Below are 18407 nucleotides of genomic sequence, written 5' to 3' on the forward strand. Positions count from 1 at the left end.
GCCCTGTCAAGACAACCGGCCCCGCTCAGCCCAGCAGCGACTCGACCTCGGCGGCGATGCGTCGCGCCAGGCCGTCCACATCCAGATGGGGACGCCCCTCCACCATCACGCGAATCAGCGGCTCGGTGCCGGAGGGGCGCAGCAGCACGCGCCCCTCGTCGCCCAGCTCGGTCTCCACCTCGGCCACCACCGCCTGGAGCTCCGACCGCTCCATGAGCAGCGCGGCCTTGCTGCCCGGCGTGAGCCGCACGTTCACCAGCGCCTGGGGCGCCTTCTCCAGGCCGGCCAGCAGGCGCTGCAGCGGCTTCTCCTCGCGCACCATGATCGCCAGCACCTGCAGCGCCGAGACGATGCCGTCGCCGGTGGTCTGCACGTGGCCACAGACGATATGGCCCGAGGATTCGCCGCCCAGCTGCCAGCCCTTGGCAGCCAGCCGCTCCATCACGTAGCGGTCGCCCACCTTGGCGCGCTCGAAGGGCACGCCCATCTCCTCGAAGGCCGCCGCCAGGCCGAAGTTGGACATCAGGGTGCCCACCACGCCGCCGCCCAGCTCGCCGCGGGCGTGGCGGTCACGGGCGATCAGGTAGAGGATGTCGTCGCCGTCGATCTCGCGACCGTCGGCATCCACCAGCAGCACGCGGTCGCCGTCGCCGTCGAAGGCCACGCCGAGGTCGGCGCCCTGCTGGATCACCGCCGCGCGCAGTGCCGCCGGGTGGGTGGAGCCGACCGCCTTGTTGATATTGAGGCCATCGGGGCTCGCGCCGATCAGGCTCACCTCTGCGCCCAGCTCGCGGAACACGCTGGGGGCGATGTGGTAGGTCGCGCCGTGGGCGCAGTCCAGCACCACCTTCAGGCCCGTCAGGCTCACCCGATCCGGCACCGTGGACTTGCAGAACTCGATATAGCGGCCGGCGGCATCGTCGATGCGCGCCACCTTGCCCAGCTGGTCGGCCGCCACCGTGGTCAGCGGCTCGTCGAGCATCGCCTCGATCTCCCCCTCGAGGGCATCGTCCAGCTTGGTCCCGGCGGTGGAGAAGAACTTGATGCCGTTGTCGGCGAAGGGGTTGTGGGAGGCCGAGATGACGATCCCGGCATCGGCACGGAAGGTGCGGGTCAGGTAGGCGATGCCGGGCGTCGGCATGGGGCCGAGCAGGGCCACGTCGACGCCGGCGGCGGAGAGCCCCGCCTCCAGCGCCGACTCGAACATGTAGCCGGAGATCCGGGTGTCCTTGCCGATCAGCACCCGCGGGCGGCGCTTGCCGCCGCGCGCGGCCAGCACGCGGCCGGTGGCCCAGCCCAGCTTGAGCATGAAATCCGCCGTGATGGGGGGCTCACCGACGGTTCCGCGGATTCCGTCGGTGCCGAAATAGCGTCGTGTCATCAGCATCCTTCCTTGAGTACGGCCCAGGTCATGTTCACCGCATCCACGCTGGGGGCCACGTCATGGACACGCAGGATGCGGGCGCCACGCTCCACCGCCAGGGCCGTCAGCGCCAGCCCCCCGGGCAGGCGCTCCTCCACCGGACGCTCCAGCACCTTGCCGATCATGCTCTTGCGGGACATGCCCACCAGCAGCGGCAGCTCGAGCACCGCCAGGCGCTCCAGGCGATTTAGCAGGCGCAGGTTGTGCTCCACGGTCTTGCCGAAGCCGAACCCGGGGTCGACCAGCAGGCGCTCGCGGCGCAGGCCGGCCGCCTCGCAGGTGGCGACCCGCTCGGCGAGGTAGTCGACCACCGCTTCCTCGATGGGCACATCATAGCGGGGCGCCTGCTGCATGTCGCGGGGCTCGCCCTGGCGATGCATCAGGCAAACCGGCAGGCCCGTGCCGATTGCCGCGGCCAGCGCGCCCTCGCGCTCCAGGGCGCGCACGTCGTTGATCATGCCGGCCCCCAGGGCCGCGCTCTCGCGCATCACCTCGGGGCAGCTGGTATCCACCGAGACCAGGGCGTCCAGCTCGCGCACCAGGGCCTCCACCACCGGCGCGACCCGGTCGAGCTCCTGCTGGGACGAGACCTCGTCGGCGCCGGGGCGGGTGGACTCGCCGCCCACGTCGATGATCGCCGCCCCCTCGGCCAGCATGCGCTCGGCGTGACGCAGGGCGTCATCCAGGGCCACATGGCGACCGCCGTCGGAGAAGGAGTCGGGGGTGACGTTGAGGATCCCCATCACGCGGGGAAAGCTGAGGTCCAGCCGGTGGCGGCCGCAGGCGAGGGAGGCAAGGGTCGAAGTCATCATGGCTCGTGGTGGCGGGAATCGGGGCTCATAATCGCACAGGCGCCCCACGATGGGGGCGCCTGTCAGGGGGTGGACGCTGCGGCTTCAGGAGCCGGCCGGGCCGCCCAGCGGGTCGGAGGGACGGCGGCGGGGCTCGTCGTCCTCCTCGTCGCCGCCGGCCTCATCCTCGGGGGTGGCCTCGGGGGTCGCCTCGGAGGCAGGCTCGTCGGTCACCGGTGCACCGGGACCGGAGGAGTCGCCATCCTCCCAGTCCTTGGGCGGACGCGGATCGCGCCCCTCCATGATGTCCTTGAGCTGGTCGGCATCGATGGTCTCGTACTTCATCAGCGCCTCGGCCATGGCGTCGAGCTTGTCGCGGTTCTCCTCGAGGATGGTGCGCGCCTGCTCGTAGCACTCGTCGATCACCTTGCGCACCTCCTTGTCGAGGCGCGAGATGGTCTCGCCGGACTTCAGCTTGCCGCCGCCCTGGCCCGGACCGCCGAGGAACTGGTGGGACTCGTCCTCGTCGTACATGATCGGGCCCATCTCGTCGGAGAGGCCCCACTTGGCGACCATGTTGTGGGCAAGCTCGGTGGCGCGCTTGATGTCGTTGGAGGCCCCAGTGGTGACCCCGTTCGGGCCCAGGGTCATCTCCTCGGCGATGCGGCCGCCGAACAGCGAGCAGATCTGGCTGAGGATCTGCTGACGCGACAGGCTGTAGCGATCCTGCTCGGGCAGGAACATGGTCACGCCCAGGGCGCGACCGCGGGGGATGATCGTCACCTTGTAGACCGGGTCGTGCTCCGGCACCACCAGGCCGATGATGGCGTGGCCCGACTCGTGGTAGGCAGTGTTGAGCTTCTCCTTCTCGGTCATGACCATGGAGCGGCGCTCGGCGCCCATCATGATCTTGTCCTTGGCCAGCTCCAGTTCCTCCATGCCCACCAGGCGCTTGTTGCGGCGCGCGGCGAACAGCGCCGCCTCGTTGACCAGGTTGGCCAGGTCGGCGCCGGAGAAGCCCGGGGTACCGCGGGCGATCAGCGACGGCTTGACGTCGTCGGCCAGCGGCACCTTGCGCAGGTGCACGTTGAGGATGTGCTCGCGGCCGCGGATGTCGGGCAGCGGTACCACCACCTGGCGGTCGAAGCGGCCCGGGCGCAGCAGCGCCGGGTCGAGCACGTCGGGGCGGTTGGTGGCGGCGATGACGATGATGCCCTCGTTGGCCTCGAAGCCGTCCATCTCCACCAGCAGCTGGTTGAGGGTCTGCTCGCGCTCGTCGTTGCCGCCGCCCATGCCGACCCCGCGGGAGCGGCCCACGGCGTCGATCTCGTCGATGAAGATGATGCAGGGGGCCTGCTTCTTGGCCTGCTCGAACATGTCGCGCACACGGGAGGCACCCACGCCGACGAACATCTCGACGAAGTCGGAGCCGGAGATCGAGAAGAACGGCACCTTGGCCTCGCCGGCGATGGACTTGGCGAGCAGCGTCTTGCCGGTGCCCGGCGGGCCCACCATCAGCACGCCGCGGGGGATGGTACCGCCCAGGCGCTGGAACTTGGTGGGGTCGCGCAGGAAGTCGACCAGCTCCTCGACCTCCTCCTTGGCCTCGTCGCAGCCCGCCACGTCGGCGAAGGTGGTCTTGATCTGGTCCTGGGAGAGCAGCTTGGCCTTGGACTTGCCGAAGCTCATGGGCCCGCCCTTGCCGGCCCCGCCGCCCTGCATCTGGCGCATGAAGAACATGAAGATCGCCAGGATCAGCAGGATCGGGAAGCTGGCGATCAGCAGCCGCGTCCACAGGCTCTGCTGCTCCGGCTCCTTGCCCACCACGGTGACGTTGTTGGAGAGCAGGTCGTCGATCAGCTTCGGATCCTCCGCCGCGGGGCGGATGGTCTGGAACTGGGAGCCATCCGTGCGTTCGCCGGAGATCCGATAGCCGTCGATGGTCACGCTGCGGACCTGCTGGTTCTGCACCTGCTGGACGAACTGCGAGTAGTTCATCGCCTGCGGTGAGCTGTCGACGCTGAAGTTGTTGAACACCGTCAGCAGCACCGCCGCGATGACCAACCACAGGATCAGGTTCTTCGCCATGTCGTTCAAGGGACTACCCTCAATATCAATAAACTGTCGGCCGGATGCACCTGGCACGTTGCTTGGACACTACATCAGCGCGCCGCGTTCGGCCACCGCCGGAGCTCATGCCCCGGGCGGACCGCCTCTGGCTCCACTGTGACACAGTCGCGCCGCGCTGTCCGGCAATCAGCCCGGTAGACCAGGGCTATCGCCGGCCGGGTCGGATCAGCCGCGGAACCCCTCTGCCAGCAGGTAGACCTCCCGGGAGCGCGCCCGTGACGCGCCGGGTTTGCGGGTCACCACCCGGGTGAAGCGCTCGCGCAGGGTCTTCAGGTATTCGTCGAACCCCTCGCCCTGGAACACCTTGGCCAGGAAGGTGCCGCCGGGGCGCAGGGTCTGGCCGGCCAGGTCCAGCGCCAGCTCCACCAGGTACATCGCCTGGGGCTGGTCGATGGCGGCCATGCCGCTCATGTTGGGCGCCATATCGGACATCACCAGGTCCACCGGCCGCTCGCCCAGCGCCGCCAGGATCGATTCGAGCACGCTCTCCTCGGTGAAGTCGCCCTGAATGAAGTCGACGCCGGCCAGGGCATCCATCTCGAGGATGTCCGAAGCGATCACCACCCCCTCGGGGCCCACCTTCTCGGCCGCCACCTGGCTCCAGCCACCGGGGGCCGCGCCCAGGTCGATCACCGTCATGCCGCGCTTGAAGAGGCGATCCTTCTCGTCGAGTTCGAGCAGCTTGTAGCTGGCCCGGGAGCGGTAGCCCTCCTGCCAGGAGCGCTGCACGTACTGGTCGTCGAAATGCTCCTTCAGCCAGCCCTTGCTGGTCTTGCTGGCAGAGCCGGTCTTGCTACTGGCAACGCCCTTGCCGGCCGGCGCCTTGCCTGAAGCGGGGGATGAAGTGCGGGAACGCGCCACGGCATCACCTGTTGTAGGGAGACGGGTGAAGGGACAGACAGACGGTCGAGCGGGGTGCGGGAGTGACACGCAGAACTGAAGAGTGCTGACCGGCCACTTCGACGCTGGCCGAATGCCCCGTGCTTTCACTGCGCGACGTTTCGCCCATGGCATTTTCCGCGTACCATGGTCGGCTGCGCGCAACCGGGAAGACGCAAGATACCATGAGCTTGTCACAGGCACAAAAGAAAGCATTTCGCAGCATCGGCCACCACCTGAACCCGGTGGTGACGGTCTCCGAGAACGGCATCTCCGAGGGGGTGCTGGCGGAGCTCGAGCGGGCGCTCTCCGACCACGAGCTGATCAAGATCAAGCTCGCCCTGCCGGAGCGCGACGACCGCGCCGCCATGCTCGGCGAGCTGGTCACCGCCAGCGGCGCCGAACTGGTGCAGACCATCGGCAAGATGGCGCTGCTCTACCGCAAGAACCCCCAGGCCAACCCGAAGCTTTCCAACGTGAAGCGCTTCGAGGGGCACCACGGGCGGCACTGACCCCCAGCGCCAAGCGACCCAGAAAAGAAGCCCCGCAGACGCGAGTCTGCGGGGCTTCTTCTTGCCTGGCTTACCCGCCGCCCGTCACCGAGCGGCTGGGTTGGCGCTCAAGGCCTGGCGCTTACAGGTGCTCGACGCTGCCGATCTCGTACTCGACGGTGCCGCCGGGGGTCTTGACCACCACCACATCGCCCTCCTCCTTGCCGATCAGGGCGCGGGCGATGGGCGAGGTGACCGAGATCAGCCCCTGCTTGATGTCGGCCTCGTCCTCGCCGACGATCCGGTAGGTCACCTCCTCGTCGGTATCGAGGTTGATCAGCTCCACGGTGACGCCGAAGATGACCTTGCCGGTACGCGGCAGCTTGGTGACATCGATCACCTGGGCGCTCCCGAGCTTGCCCTCGATCTCCTGGATGCGCCCCTCGATGAAGCCCTGCTGCTCGCGGGCGGCATGGTATTCGGCGTTCTCCTTGAGGTCCCCGTGCTCACGGGCCTCGGCGATGGCGGCAATCACCTTCGGACGCGCCTCGCCCTTGAGCTGCTCGAGCTCCTTGCGCAGACGCGCCTCTCCGGCAACGGTCATCGGGACCTTGTTCATTGTGCAGCTCCTGCATGCAAATCCTGAAGCCGCCGCACCGTGATCTCGTTGCCGTATTCAAGCGCCATGCAAACGGCGTTGGCCCCCGCCAGGGTGGTAGCGTAGGGGACCTTGCGGGCAAGCGCGGTGCGGCGGATCACCGAGGAGTCCTGGATCGCCTGGCGACCCTCGGTGGTATTGACGATATAGGCGATGTCGTCGTTCTTGAGCAGATCGACGATATGCGGACGGCCTTCGAAGACCTTGTTCACGACCTCGACGTCGATACCGGCGGCCTTGAGGGCAGCGGCGGTACCGCGGGTCGCGCACAGGGTGAAGCCCAATGTTACCAGAGAACGGGCCACCTCGATAACACCCGCCTTGTCCGGCTCGCGCACCGAGAGGAACGCCTTGCGGTCACCGTCGACGGGCGGAATCGCCTCGCCGGCGCCCAGCTGGGCCTTGTAGAAGGCCTCGGCGAAGGTGTCACCGCTGCCCATCACCTCGCCGGTGGACTTCATCTCCGGCGACAGGATGGGATCGACGCCCGGGAACTTGTTGAACGGGAAGACCGCCTCCTTGACGCTGAAGAAGTGCGGCACGATCTCCCGGGTGAAGCCCTGCTCCTCGAGGGTGGTGCCGGCCATGCAGCGCGCGGCGATCTGGGCCAGGGAGATGCCGATGCACTTGGAGACGAAGGGCACGGTGCGCGAGGCGCGGGGGTTGACCTCGATGACGTAGATCTCGCCGTCCTGCCAGGCCAGCTGCACGTTCATCAGCCCCTTGACGCCCAGCTCCACGGCCATCTGCCGGACCTGCTCGCGCATCGCGTCCTGCACGTCCGCCGGCAGTGAGTAGGGCGGCAGCGAACAGGCGGAGTCGCCGGAGTGCACGCCGGCCTGCTCGATGTGCTGCATGATGCCGCCGATCACCACCTGCTTGCCGTCGCTGACCGCGTCGATGTCGATCTCCACGGCGGCGTTGAGGAAGTGGTCGAGCAGCACCGGGGAGTCGTTGGAGACCTTGACCGCATGGGTCATGTAGTTCTCCAGCTCGGAGGCGTCGTAGACGATCTCCATGGCGCGGCCGCCCAGCACGTAGCTCGGGCGCACCACCAGCGGGTAGCCGATGGTCTCGGCCTTGTCGAAGGCCTCCTCGAAGCTGCGCGCGGTGGCGTTGGGCGGCTGCTTGAGGCCCAGTTTGTCGATCATCTGCTGGAAGCGCTCGCGATCCTCGGCGCGGTCGATGGCATCCGGGGTGGTGCCGATGATCGGCACGCCGGCGGCCTCCAGCTCCCGGGCCAGCTTCAGCGGGGTCTGGCCGCCGAACTGCACGATGACGCCGACCGGCTGCTCCTTGTCGGCGATCTCCAGCACGTCCTCCAGGGTCACCGGCTCGAAGTAGAGGCGGTCGGAGGTGTCGTAGTCGGTGGAGACGGTCTCGGGGTTGCAGTTGACCATGATGGTCTCGTAACCGTCGTCGCGCATGGCGAAGGCGGCGTGGACGCAGCAGTAGTCGAACTCGATGCCCTGGCCGATACGGTTCGGACCACCGCCCAGCACCATGATCTTCTGGCGACCTGTGACCTCCGCCTCGCACTCCTCCTCGTAGGTGGAGTACATGTAGGCGGTGTCGGAGGCGAACTCGGCGGCGCAGGTGTCGACACGCTTGTAGACCGGGCGGATGCCGGCCTTCTGGCGGGTGCGGCGGAACTCCTTCTCGGAGACCCCGAGCAGGCTCGCCAGGCGGGCGTCACTGAAGCCCTTGCGCTTGAGGCGGAAGAGCTCCCGGGCGTCGAGTTCGGAGAGCGAGCGCCTGGCCACCTCGGCCTCGGTGGTCACCAGGTCCTCGAGCTGGACCAGGAACCAGGGGTCAATCTTGGTCAGCGCGAAGATCTCGTCGCGGCTCATGCCGGCGCGCATGGCGTCGGCCACGTAGAAGATGCGCTCGGCGCCGGCGGCCTGCAGCTCGCCCTTGATGTGCGCCAGGGCATCCTCGGTGAAGTCAGTGACGATGGGGTCGAGGCCGTCGTTGCCGGTCTCCAGGCCGCGCAGCGCCTTCTGCAGCGACTCCTGGAAGGTCCGCCCGATGGCCATCACCTCGCCCACCGACTTCATCTGGGTGGTCAGGCGGTCGTTGGCCTGGGGGAACTTCTCGAAGGTGAAGCGCGGGATCTTGGTGACCACGTAGTCGATGGCCGGCTCGAAGGAGGCCGGGGTGCGCCCGCCGGTGATGTCGTTCTGCAGCTCGTCCAGGGTGTAGCCCACCGCCAGCTTGGCGGCGATCTTGGCGATCGGGAAACCGGTGGCCTTGGAGGCCAGCGCAGACGAACGCGACACCCGCGGGTTCATCTCGATCACCACCATGCGCCCGGTGTCCGGGTCCACGCCGAACTGGACGTTGGAGCCGCCGGTCTCGACGCCGATCTCGCGCAGCACCGCAAGCGATGCGTCGCGCATGATCTGGTATTCCTTGTCGGTCAGCGTCTGGGCCGGCGCCACGGTGATGGAGTCACCGGTGTGCACGCCCATGGGGTCGAAGTTCTCGATGGCGCAGACGATGATGCAGTTGTCGTTGCGATCGCGAACGACCTCCATCTCGTATTCCTTCCAGCCCAGCAGCGACTCGTCGATGAGCAGCTCCTTGGTGGGCGAGAGGTCGAAGCCGCGACCGCAGATCTCCTCGAACTCCTCCTTGTTGTAGGCCACGCCGCCGCCGGAGCCGCCCATGGTGAAGGAGGGGCGGATGATCACCGGGAAGCCGAGCTCCGCCTGGATCTCCCAGGCCTCTGCCATGGAGTGGGCCACCTTGGCACGGGGGCACTCCAGGCCGATGTTCTTCATCGCCTGGTCGAAGAGGTCACGGTCCTCGGCCTTCTTGATGGCCTCGGCATTGGCACCGATCATCTCCACACCGTACTTGGCCAGCACGCCGTGCTTGTCCAGGTCGAGGGCGCAGTTGAGCGCGGTCTGGCCGCCCATGGTGGGCAGGATGGCGTCGGGGCGCTCGGCCTCGATGATCTTCTCCACCGCCTGCCAGGTGATCGGCTCGATGTAGGTGGCATCGGCCATGGCCGGGTCGGTCATGATGGTGGCCGGGTTGGAGTTCACCAGGATGACCCGGTAGCCCTCCTCGCGCAGCGCCTTGCAGGCCTGGGCGCCGGAGTAGTCGAATTCGCACGCCTGGCCGATGACGATGGGGCCGGCGCCAATGATCAGGATGCTCTGGATGTCGGTACGCTTGGGCATGGTGCTTCCCGCAGAAAAAGGTGACGAGGGGCGACGTGTCTCGGGCTGTGTCCCAGGGCTCAGGCCTGGCGGGCCTTCATCATCTCGACGAAACGGTCGAACAGCGGCGCGACGTCCATCGGGCCGGGGCTCGCTTCCGGGTGACCCTGGAAGCTGAAGGCCGGGCGGTCGGTCCGCTCGATCCCCTGCAGGGTGCCGTCGAACAGCGAGCGATGGGTGGCGCGCACGTTGGCCGGCAGGCTCGCCTCGTCGGCCGCGAAGCCGTGGTTCTGACTGGTGATCATCACCTTGCCGGTGTCGAGGTCCTGCACCGGGTGGTTGGCGCCATGGTGGCCGTGGCCCATCTTCACCGTCTTCGCCCCGCTGGCCAGCGCCAGCAGCTGGTGACCCAGGCAGATGCCGAACAGCGGAAGCTCGGTATCGAGGATCTCCTGGATCGCGGTGATGGCGTAGTCGCAGGGCGCGGGGTCACCGGGGCCGTTGGCCAGGAAGACGCCGTCCGGATTCATCGCCAGCACCTCGGCGGCCGGGGTCTGGGCCGGCACCACGGTGAGGCGGCAGCCGCGGGAGGCGAGCATGCGCAGGATGTTGCGCTTCACACCGAAGTCGTAGGCCACCACGTGGAAGGGGCGCTCGGCCTTGGCCGCGTCGGCATAGCCCTCGCCCAGGGTCCACTCGCCCTCGCTCCACTCGTAGGGAGCCTGGCAGGAGACGACCTTGGCCAGGTCCATGCCCTTGAGGCCCGGGAAGGCGCGGGCCGCTGCCAGGGCGCGCTCCACGGCGTCCTCGCCCTCGGCCTCGCTGCCGGCCAGGATCGCCCCGTTCTGGGCGCCCTTGTCGCGCAGGATGCGGGTCAGCCGGCGGGTGTCGATCTCGGCGATGCCCAGCACGTTCTGGCTCTTGAGGTAGTCGGAGAGGGTCTGCTCGCAGCGGAAGTTGCTGGCCAGCAGCGGCAGGTCGCGGATCACCAGGCCCGCCGCGGCGATGCCGCCGGACTCGACGTCCTCGGCGTTGACGCCGGTGTTGCCGATATGGGGGTAGGTCAGGGTGACGATCTGACGGGTATAGGAGGGGTCGGTCAGGATCTCCTGGTAGCCGGTCATCGCCGTATTGAACACCACCTCACCGCTGGTCTGTCCATCGGCACCAATGGCCGTGCCATGAAACACACTGCCGTCTTCCAGGGCCAGTATCGCGGGTCTGTTCAATGCAACGTCCTCCCATGCTTATACGAATAGCTTTACAGACAGCTATATAGAGACAACTCGTCCAGAAATGCGGGTTACCGGTGGCCTGCCCATGAATGGCCGCCCCGCAAGATGGGCGGCCACTCCGCAAAAAAGCGGGACGAAACCCGATAGATACCGGTTTCATCCCGCTTGTTGTCATTCGCTCGGAACTGATTCGCTCAGAACTAGGGGCCGAAGCAACAAGCGCTGGTTCAGGGGCTCTCGCCCGGGCGCCCGGCCAAAATTTTGGGGATATTACAGGATCGACCGCTCCCCGGCCACCCCTTTGGTCGAACTCCTCCTCAGTCGAGGCCGAGCACGTCCTGCATAGCGTAGCGGCCGTTGCCCTGGCCGGCCACCCAGCGCGCGGCACGCACCGCCCCCTTGGCGAAGGTCATGCGGCTCGAGGCCTTGTGGGTGATCTCGATGCGCTCGCCCTCGGTGGCGAACATCACGGTGTGCTCGCCGACGATGTCGCCGGCGCGCACCGTGGCGAAGCCGATCTCCTTGTCGGTGCGCGGCCCGCACTGCCCCACCCGCTCGAAGACGCCGTGCTCCTTGAGGGTGCGGCCCAGGCTCTCGGCCACCACCTCGCCCATCTTCAGCGCGGTGCCGGAGGGGGCATCGACCTTGTGGCGATGGTGGGCCTCGATCACCTCGATGTCGTAGCCCTCGTCGCCCAGCGCCTTGGCCGCCGTCTCGAGCAGCTTGAGGGTGAGGTTCACCCCAACGCTCATATTGGGGGCGAAGACGAAGGGCAGCCGCTCGCGGTAGGCGTCGAGCTCGTCCAGCTCCTGGTCGGAGAGGCCGGTGGTGCCGATCACCATGCGCTTGCCGTGCGCCGCGCAGAAGGCCAGGTTGGAAAGCGTCACCTGGGGCGCGGTGAAGTCGATCAGCACGTCGAAGTCGTCGACGATGGCCTCCAGGGAATCCACGGCGGCCACGCCCAGCTTGCCGACCCCGGCCAGCTCGCCGATGTCGGCGCCGGCAAGCGTGCTGCCCGGCTCGACGATGCCGCCGGCCAGGGTGGCGCCGTCGGCCTGCAGCACGGCGTTGACCAGGGTGCGGCCCATGCGGCCGGCGACACCGACGATGGCGATACGGGTCATATGGACTCCTGTGAAAGCGGTAGCGGTTCGGGAATGGGCGGCAGTATATCAGAGGCGAGGCGCCGTCAGCCGCCCGCCCTGCCGCTGTCGCGCATCAAGAGCCCCATGGCCAGGAGCACTGCCAGGCTGCCCGGCAGCCAGACCCAACCGACCTGGCTCGGCGCGCTGGCAAAGAGCAGAAGCATGGAGACGAAGGGCACCAGATAGCCATAGGCGGTGACCGCCCCGGGCGTCAGGGACGAGGTGGCCCGCTGCATCAGCCAGAAAGTGAGCGCGCTGGAGCAGAGCCCCAGATAGATCAGCAGGGCGAGGTCGAGGACGGTCATGTCCAGCAGCGTCCCCACCGGCTCCACGTAGAGGCCCACCAGGCCGATCAGCACACCGCCGGCCCCCAGGCTCCAGAAGGTGCGCACCGATGCCGTCCCCGGCAGCCACCCCCGCGCCAGGCCCCACTTGCTGAGCACCGGATAGAGCGCGGTGGAGCAGCAGCCCAGAAAGAACACCGCCTCGCCGATGCCGAAACGCAGCCGACCACCCTGGTGCCAGGCCTCTGCCAGCGCCAAGCCGAGCGCACCCAGGGCGCCCAGCGCCAGGATCCCCGGCAGCCGCCAGCCGGGGCGCTCAACCCCCAGCCCCCGCCCCATCAGAAAGGCCAGCAGCGGCACCGTGACATACAGCGTGGCCATGGAGAGCGCCGTGGCGCGGTGGGCGGCCCAGAACATGGCGCCGAAGAAGCCGGCCAGACAGAGGCCCATTAGCGCATAGAGCGGCAGCAGCCTCGGCGCCGGCATAAAGTCCTGCGCACGCCTGGCCAGCCACCAGAGCCCGGCACAGGCGATGGCAAAGCGCAGTGCGGTGAGCGAGAGCGGCGGCAGTTCACTCATCAACCCTACGGCGGGAAAGGAGAAACCCACCAGCGCCGCCCAGAGCAGCATGCCGAGGTGGGCGCCGCGGGTGGATGCCGCCGGGCTCACGCTTCCCAGACGATATCGAGCTCGACGCCCCTGAGGGCGTCCAGGGTGTTGTCCACCTCTCCCTCCAGCTGGTCGTGGGCCTCGTCCTCGACGGCCTCCACGACCACCACCAGCTTGTCCGGCTCCGCCACCAGGTAGCAGCTGCCGGTAGCGAAGGTCACCTCGACCCCCGCATCGCGCTTGGCCACCGCGTGCTCCCCGGACCAGCGCTGGCAGAGCTGGTCGATCAGGGCTTCGGCGTCATCGGCGGGAATCTCGGCACGTGAAATCGGCATGGCGGCCACCTCCTGAAGGAATGTCGGGCTACCAGACTATGCCGCCCGCACCGCCGGCGCCAAGCGGCCATTTTCAACCGAGGATGCCGCCACGGCAGGCGCCCATGGCGACGTGATACGGTAGCGGGAAGACAACAGGACGAGAGAGATGACATGGACGAGGCGCTTGGCTGCCTGACACGACTCAGGGTCGGACACAGCAGGGGGAGGCCGGCCCCCAACAAGCCGTGCCTGCTGCTGGCCATCATCTGCGAGATCCAGGCGGGGCATATCATCTCGCCCCGGGTCGCCATCGATGATCGCCTGATCGCCCGCTATCACGACCTCTACGAGCTGGCGGCCGACAGCCGTCAGGAGGCCAGACCCTGGCTACCGCTCTGGTTTCTCTCCAGCGACACTGGGCCTGACGGTCAAGGCGGGTCACTCTGGCAACCCGAGCTTCCAGCGGCATTGAATGAGATCATCGACCAACTGGGAGCCCCGAAGTCTCTCGACCAGCTGCGCAAGCGCTTTACAGCGGCCCGACTCCATCCGGCCCTCTATTCCCTGCTCGAGCAGGAGAGTTCGGCCCGAGAAGCCGCTGCACTCATCATCACCCGCCACTTCTCCTCCAGCGCCGAGCTCTTGGCACGGCTGCATGACTACCTCGAGCTGGCCCTTGCCAGCGGCGCCTACGAGCGCGCTCCGGATCGACTCAAGGATGATCCGCCGGGCCCTCCCGAGCAGCAGCGCGCCCGCTCCGCCGCCTTTCGCGCCCTGGTGCTGGAAGCCTACGACTACCGCTGTGCGGCCAGCCGGCTGCGCTATATCACCCCGGACTATCGCTATCTGGTGGAGGCGGCTCATCTGGTGCCCTTCGCCGAGAACCAGGACGATCGCCCCACCAACGGCCTGGCGCTGACGCCCAATCTGCACTGGGCCATGGACAGCCACCTGATCGCCCCGGGGCCCGACCACCGCTGGCACCTGAGCCCAGCGGTGGACGCCCTGGTACCCGACAACCGCTGGCTCTGCGAACTCGATGGCAAGCCGCTGGTGCTGCCACGTGACCCGCGCAGGCAGCCGGATCGCGACGCCCTGGCCTGGCGCCTGGATCACCTGCAGCGCTGAGGCAGCGATAAACGCGACGGGCCCCGGCATCTGGCGATGCCGGGGCCCGTCTGTCGCTGCGAGGGGCGATGCCGCTTAGGGCTTCATGTCCTCGAAGAACTTCTTCACGCCGTCGAAGAAGCCGCTCTTCTTGGGCGAGTGGTGGGCGCTGTTGGTACCGCCGAGGCTCTCCTGGAACTGGCGCAGCAGCTCCTTCTGCTCCTCATTGAGCTTCACCGGGGTCTCCACCACCACCTTGCAGAGCAGATCACCCGGGGCGCCGCCGCGCACCGGCTTGACGCCCTTGCCGCGCAGGCGGAACAGCTTGCCGGTCTGGGTCTCCGCCGGGATCTTCAGCTTCACCCGGCCGTCCAGGGTCGGCACTTCCAGCTCGCCGCCCAGCGCGGCGTCGACGAAGTTGATCGGCACCTCGCAGTGCAGGTGCTTGCCGTCACGCTGGAAGATATGGTGCGGCTTGATGTGCACCTGGACGTAGAGATCCCCAGGCGGGCCGCCGTTGAGCCCCGCCTCGCCCTCGCCGTTCAAGCGAATGCGATCGCCGGTGTCGACGCCCGCGGGAATCTTCACCGACAGGGTGCGGGTCTCGCGCACGCGGCCCTCGCCGTTGCACTTGTGGCAGGGCACCTTGATGTGCTGGCCGGAGCCGTGGCAGGTCGGGCAGGTCTGCTGCACGGCGAAGAAGCCCTGCTGCATGCGCACCTGGCCGTGGCCGGCACAGGTCGGGCAGGTCTCCTTGCTGGAGCCCGGCTCGGCGCCTGAACCGTCGCAGCGCTCGCACTCCACGTGGCGCGGCACGCGGATGTCGACGCTGGTGCCGGCCACCGCGCTCTCGAGGTCGAGCTCGAGATTGTAGCGCAGGTCGCTGCCGCGGGCCGGGGCATTGGGGTGGCGTCGCCCGCCGCCACCGCCGCCGAAGATGTCGCCGAAGACATCCCCGAAGATGTCGCTGAAGCCCCCGGCGCCCGCGCCGCCGAAGCCACCACCGCCGAAGCCGCCCGCCTGGCCGTCCACGCCGGCATGGCCGAACTGGTCGTAGGCCGCGCGCTTCTCGCTGTCGGAGAGCACCTCGTAGGCCTCGGAGACCTCGCGGAACTTCTCCGCCGAGGCCTCGTCGTCCGGGTTGCGGTCGGGGTGCAGCTTCTGGGCCAGTCGCCGGTAGGCCTTCTTGATCTCTTTCTGGTCGGCACCGCGCTCTACGCCCAGCACCTCGTAATAGTCACGTTTGGACATGGATCGGTCCGCCTCCGTCGCGGTACCGCGGAAACACCAACGCGGGAGTCAGGCCCCCGCGCTGGCATCATCCGTGGTTCAGATGCGTGGTTTACTGCTTCTTCTGGTCGTCGTTGACTTCTTCGTACTCGGCGTCGACCACGTCATCTTCCTGCTTGGCGCCGGCCTCCTGGCCTTCGCCACCGCCCTGCTGGGCCGCTTCGGCCTGGGCGGCATACATCTTCTGGGCCAGGTTGCCGGAGACCTCGGTCAGCTTGTCGAGCTTGGCCTGGATGTCGTCCTTGTCGTCACCCTTGATCGCCTCCTCGAGCTCCTTGGCGGCGCTCTCGATGGCTTCCTTCTCCTCGTCGCTGGCGTGCTCGCCGGCTTCCTGCACGGTCTTGCGCGCGGCGTGGACCATGCCGTCGGCCTGGTTGCGCAGCTGCACCAGCTCCTCGAACTTCTTGTCCTCGTCGGCGTGGGCCTCGGCGTCGCGGACCATCTGCTCGATCTCGTCGTCGGAGAGGCCGCTGGAGGCCTTGATGACGATGGACTGCTCCTTGCCGGTGGCCTTGTCCTTGGCGGAGACGTTCAGGATGCCGTTGGCGTCCAGGTCGAAGGCGACCTCGATCTGCGGCACGCCGCGCGGCGCCGGCGGGATGTCGGCCAGGTCGAAGCGGCCCAGCGACTTGTTGCCGCCCGCCTGCTTGCGCTCGCCCTGCAGCACGTGGATGGTCACGGCGGTCTGGTTGTCATCCGCGGTCGAGAAGGTCTGGGTCTTCTTGGTCGGGATGGTGGTGTTCTTCTCGATCAGCGGGGTCATCACGCCGCCCAGAGTCTCGATGCCGAGCGTCAGCGGGGTGACGTCGAGCAGCAGCACGTCCTTGACGTCGCCGCCCAGCACGCCGCCCTGGATGGCTGCACCCACGGCCACCGCCTCGTCCGGGTTGACGTCCTTGCGCGCTTCCTTGCCGAAGAATTCGGCGACCTTCTGCTGCACCATGGGCATGCGGGTCTGGCCGCCGACCAGGATGACGTCGTCGATCTCGGAGGCGGAGAGGCCGGCATCCTTCAGCGCGATCTTGCAGGGCGCCAGGGAGCGCTGCACCAGGTCTTCCACCAGCGACTCCAGCTTGGCCCGGGTCACCTTGACGTTGAGGTGCTTGGGACCGGTCTGATCGGCGGTGATGTAGGGCAGGTTGACGTCGGTCTGCTGGGCGCTGGAGAGCTCGATCTTGGCCTTCTCGGCGGCTTCCTTGAGGCGCTGCATGGCCAGGTTGTCGCCGGAGAGATCGATACCGCTGTCGGCCTTGAACTGATCGACCAGGTAGTTGATCAGGTGCATGTCGAAGTCTTCGCCACCCAGGAAGGTGTCGCCGTTGGTGGCCAGCACCTCGAACTGGGTCTCGCCGTCGACGTCCGCCACCTCGATGATGGAGATGTCGAAGGTGCCGCCGCCCAGGTCATAGACCGCGATGGTCTTGTCGCCGCGGGACTTGTCCATGCCGTAGGCCAGCGCCGCCGCAGTGGGCTCGTTGATGATGCGCTTGACCTCGAGGCCGGCGATGCGGCCGGCATCCTTGGTGGCCTGGCGCTGGCTGTCATTGAAGTAGGCCGGCACGGTGATCACCGCCTCGGTGACCGGCTCGCCCAGGTAGTCCTCGGCGGTCTTCTTCATCTTCTTCAGCACTTCGGCGCTGATCTGGGGCGGGGCCAGCTTCTTGCCCTTCACCTCGACCCAGGCGTCGCCGTTGTCGGCCTCGGTGATGGTGTAGGGCACCATCTTGATGTCCTTCTGGACGACCTCGTCCTTGAAGCGACGGCCGATCAGGCGCTTGATGGCGTAGAGGGTGTTGGTCGGGTTGGTGACCGCCTGGCGCTTGGCCGACTGGCCCACCAGCGTCTCGCCATCGTCGGTGTAGGCGATGATGGAGGGCGTGGTGCGAGCGCCTTCGGCGTTCTCGATCACCTTGGCGCTGTCGCCGTCGAGCACGGCCACGCAGGAGTTGGTGGTCCCCAGGTCAATACCGATGATGCGTCCCATAGGAAATCCTCGAAAAGTCGTTGCTGTGTATCCGGAGTCGTGTTCTGCGGCCTGCGCCGCGGAGTTGACGTCTATCTGGGGGCCGCAGGCCTCATTTCAAGTCCCGCGGCCAGGATTTGTTGCTCAGCCGGCGGCCTGGCTGACCACCACCATGGCTGGCCGCACCAGGCGGCCGTTGAGCAGATAGCCCTTCTGGAACACGTCCATGACGGTGTTGGGGTCGAGCTCGGGGTTGGGCACCATGGCCATGGCCTCGTGGAACTGCGGGTCGAAGGGCTCACCCGCCGGCTCCAGGATCTCCACCCCGAACTTGGCCAGCACGTCGCGCTGCATCTTCAGCGTCATGGCGACGCCCTCGCGATGGGCCTCGGTGGCCTCGTCCGCCATGGCCTCGAGGGCCTTCTCCAGGCTGTCCACTACCGGCAGCAGCTCCTTGACGAACTTCTCCAGGGCGAACTTGCGGGCCTTCTCGGCCTCCTGCTCGGCCCGGCGGCGCACGTTCTGGGCCTCGGCGGCGGCACGCAGCGCCTGGTCCTTGGCCTCGGCAACGCTCTGCTCCAGCTCCTCGACGCGGGCGGCCAGCACCTCGGCCTCGGGGTTGTCGCTCGCCTCGGCGGCGGCCTCGGCCTCTTCGGCCGCCTCGATGGCCTCCTCCAGCTCGCCTTCGATGGGCTGGGGCTCGGCCTCCTGCTCACGACGGGCAAGTTCCTCGTCCAGCGGGGTCTGGGGATCTCTGGCCATGGGTCTCTCCTGACAGGGATGCGGCGGCGTCTGGCCGCCGATGCAACATGAATGAGGGGGTTGAACGGCTCTGCGAGCTATATGGGGACGCCAAGGCGGATCTCAAGGCGAGACAGCCGGGAGAGGCCGATCCGTGCATTGTGGGGCCTCGTGGAC

15 protein-coding genes are annotated in these 18407 nt (G+C 67.7%); 2 read left to right on the plus strand and 13 right to left on the minus strand.

All coding sequences use genetic code 11. The features are described from left to right. Positions 1-25 precede the first annotated feature (25 nt). From glmM to rlmE, 4 genes are all read right to left on the minus strand, one after another. Entirely contained in the window at positions 26-1381 is a 1356-nt protein-coding gene (gene glmM, locus HIR79_RS00175; protein ID WP_169955879.1) for a phosphoglucosamine mutase, read from the minus strand. After that, positions 1381-2232 (minus strand): dihydropteroate synthase, encoded by an 852-nt coding sequence (gene folP / locus HIR79_RS00180; protein ID WP_162899979.1) that lies wholly within the window; start codon positions 2230-2232, stop codon positions 1381-1383. Before folP ends, glmM begins: the two co-directional genes overlap by 1 nt. A gap of 87 nt (positions 2233-2319) precedes the next feature. Beyond that, positions 2320-4311 (minus strand): ATP-dependent zinc metalloprotease FtsH, encoded by a 1992-nt coding sequence (ftsH, locus tag HIR79_RS00185; protein ID WP_169955881.1) that lies wholly within the window; start codon positions 4309-4311, stop codon positions 2320-2322. 198 nt (positions 4312-4509) lie between these two features. Then, a complete protein-coding gene (rlmE, locus tag HIR79_RS00190; RefSeq protein ID WP_169955883.1) occupies positions 4510-5205 on the minus strand; it encodes a 23S rRNA (uridine(2552)-2'-O)-methyltransferase RlmE in 696 nt (231 codons plus the stop codon). 203 nt (positions 5206-5408) lie between these two features. On the opposite strand from rlmE, the gene yhbY reads away from it, so the two are divergent. After that, on the plus strand, positions 5409-5735 hold the full coding sequence (gene yhbY, locus HIR79_RS00195) for a ribosome assembly RNA-binding protein YhbY (RefSeq protein ID WP_169955885.1): 327 nt from the start codon (positions 5409-5411) through the stop codon (positions 5733-5735). Between the two features lie 121 nt (positions 5736-5856). Here the strand turns inward: yhbY and greA are convergent, their stop codons facing one another. The 6 genes from greA to HIR79_RS00225 all read right to left on the minus strand — a co-directional run bounded on the left by greA (position 5857) and on the right by HIR79_RS00225 (position 13147). Continuing rightward, positions 5857-6333 (minus strand): transcription elongation factor GreA, encoded by a 477-nt coding sequence (greA, locus tag HIR79_RS00200; RefSeq protein ID WP_169955887.1) that lies wholly within the window; start codon positions 6331-6333, stop codon positions 5857-5859. Next, a complete protein-coding gene (gene carB / locus HIR79_RS00205) occupies positions 6330-9560 on the minus strand; it encodes a carbamoyl-phosphate synthase large subunit (RefSeq protein ID WP_169955889.1) in 3231 nt (1076 codons plus the stop codon). The genes greA and carB overlap by 4 nt, the downstream gene beginning before the upstream one ends. Before the next feature lie 59 nt (positions 9561-9619). After that, positions 9620-10768: a glutamine-hydrolyzing carbamoyl-phosphate synthase small subunit gene (gene carA / locus HIR79_RS00210; protein WP_169955891.1), complete on the minus strand. Its 1149-nt coding sequence runs from the start codon at positions 10766-10768 to the stop codon at positions 9620-9622. 323 nt (positions 10769-11091) lie between these two features. Next, complete coding sequence (gene dapB / locus HIR79_RS00215) at positions 11092-11898, minus strand: 4-hydroxy-tetrahydrodipicolinate reductase (RefSeq protein WP_169955893.1); 807 nt, start codon at positions 11896-11898, stop codon at positions 11092-11094. Positions 11899-11963: 65 nt separating this feature from the next. Then, on the minus strand, positions 11964-12872 hold the full coding sequence (locus tag HIR79_RS00220) for a DMT family transporter (protein ID WP_249322206.1): 909 nt from the start codon (positions 12870-12872) through the stop codon (positions 11964-11966). Then, positions 12869-13147, minus strand: coding sequence for a DUF2218 domain-containing protein (locus HIR79_RS00225; RefSeq protein WP_169955895.1), 279 nt, complete (start codon positions 13145-13147; stop codon positions 12869-12871). The genes HIR79_RS00220 and HIR79_RS00225 overlap by 4 nt, the downstream gene beginning before the upstream one ends. Positions 13148-13300: 153 nt before the next feature. Here HIR79_RS00225 and HIR79_RS00230 point away from each other — a divergent pair, with 153 nt between their 5' ends. Continuing rightward, a complete protein-coding gene (locus HIR79_RS00230; RefSeq protein ID WP_169955897.1) occupies positions 13301-14257 on the plus strand; it encodes an HNH endonuclease in 957 nt (318 codons plus the stop codon). Between the two features lie 75 nt (positions 14258-14332). Here the strand turns inward: HIR79_RS00230 and dnaJ are convergent, their stop codons facing one another. The 3 genes from dnaJ to grpE form a co-directional block, all read right to left on the minus strand. Then, on the minus strand, positions 14333-15487 hold the full coding sequence (gene dnaJ / locus HIR79_RS00235) for a molecular chaperone DnaJ (protein WP_169955900.1): 1155 nt from the start codon (positions 15485-15487) through the stop codon (positions 14333-14335). A 91-nt stretch (positions 15488-15578) separates the two neighbouring features. Next, complete coding sequence (gene dnaK, locus HIR79_RS00240) at positions 15579-17510, minus strand: molecular chaperone DnaK (RefSeq protein ID WP_169955902.1); 1932 nt, start codon at positions 17508-17510, stop codon at positions 15579-15581. Between the two features lie 123 nt (positions 17511-17633). Further along, the gene (grpE, locus tag HIR79_RS00245; protein ID WP_169955904.1) at positions 17634-18251 is read right to left on the minus strand and encodes a nucleotide exchange factor GrpE; all 618 of its coding nucleotides are present in this window, start codon (positions 18249-18251) and stop codon (positions 17634-17636) included. Positions 18252-18407: the final 156 nt, after the last annotated feature.

Source organism: Halomonas sp. PGE1 (assembly GCF_013000985.1).
GTDB classification, from domain to species: Bacteria; Pseudomonadota; Gammaproteobacteria; order Pseudomonadales; family Halomonadaceae; genus Halomonas; species Halomonas alkalicola.

Bases quoted from the DNA above. Each gene is read 5' to 3' on its own strand.
- glmM (WP_169955879.1), bottom strand. From the start codon at position 1,381: ATGACACGACGCTATTTCGGCACCGACGGAATCCGCGGAACCGTCGGT.
- folP (WP_162899979.1), bottom strand. From the start codon at position 2,232: ATGACTTCGACCCTTGCCTCCCTCGCCTGCGGCCGCCACCGGCTGGAC.
- yhbY (WP_169955885.1), top strand. From the start codon at position 5,409: ATGAGCTTGTCACAGGCACAAAAGAAAGCATTTCGCAGCATCGGCCAC.
- greA (WP_169955887.1), bottom strand. From the start codon at position 6,333: ATGAACAAGGTCCCGATGACCGTTGCCGGAGAGGCGCGTCTGCGCAAG.
- carB (WP_169955889.1), bottom strand. From the start codon at position 9,560: ATGCCCAAGCGTACCGACATCCAGAGCATCCTGATCATTGGCGCCGGC.
- dapB (WP_169955893.1), bottom strand. From the start codon at position 11,898: ATGACCCGTATCGCCATCGTCGGTGTCGCCGGCCGCATGGGCCGCACC.
- HIR79_RS00225 (WP_169955895.1), bottom strand. From the start codon at position 13,147: ATGCCGATTTCACGTGCCGAGATTCCCGCCGATGACGCCGAAGCCCTG.
- HIR79_RS00230 (WP_169955897.1), top strand. From the start codon at position 13,301: ATGGACGAGGCGCTTGGCTGCCTGACACGACTCAGGGTCGGACACAGC.
- dnaJ (WP_169955900.1), bottom strand. From the start codon at position 15,487: ATGTCCAAACGTGACTATTACGAGGTGCTGGGCGTAGAGCGCGGTGCC.
- dnaK (WP_169955902.1), bottom strand. From the start codon at position 17,510: ATGGGACGCATCATCGGTATTGACCTGGGGACCACCAACTCCTGCGTG.
- grpE (WP_169955904.1), bottom strand. From the start codon at position 18,251: ATGGCCAGAGATCCCCAGACCCCGCTGGACGAGGAACTTGCCCGTCGT.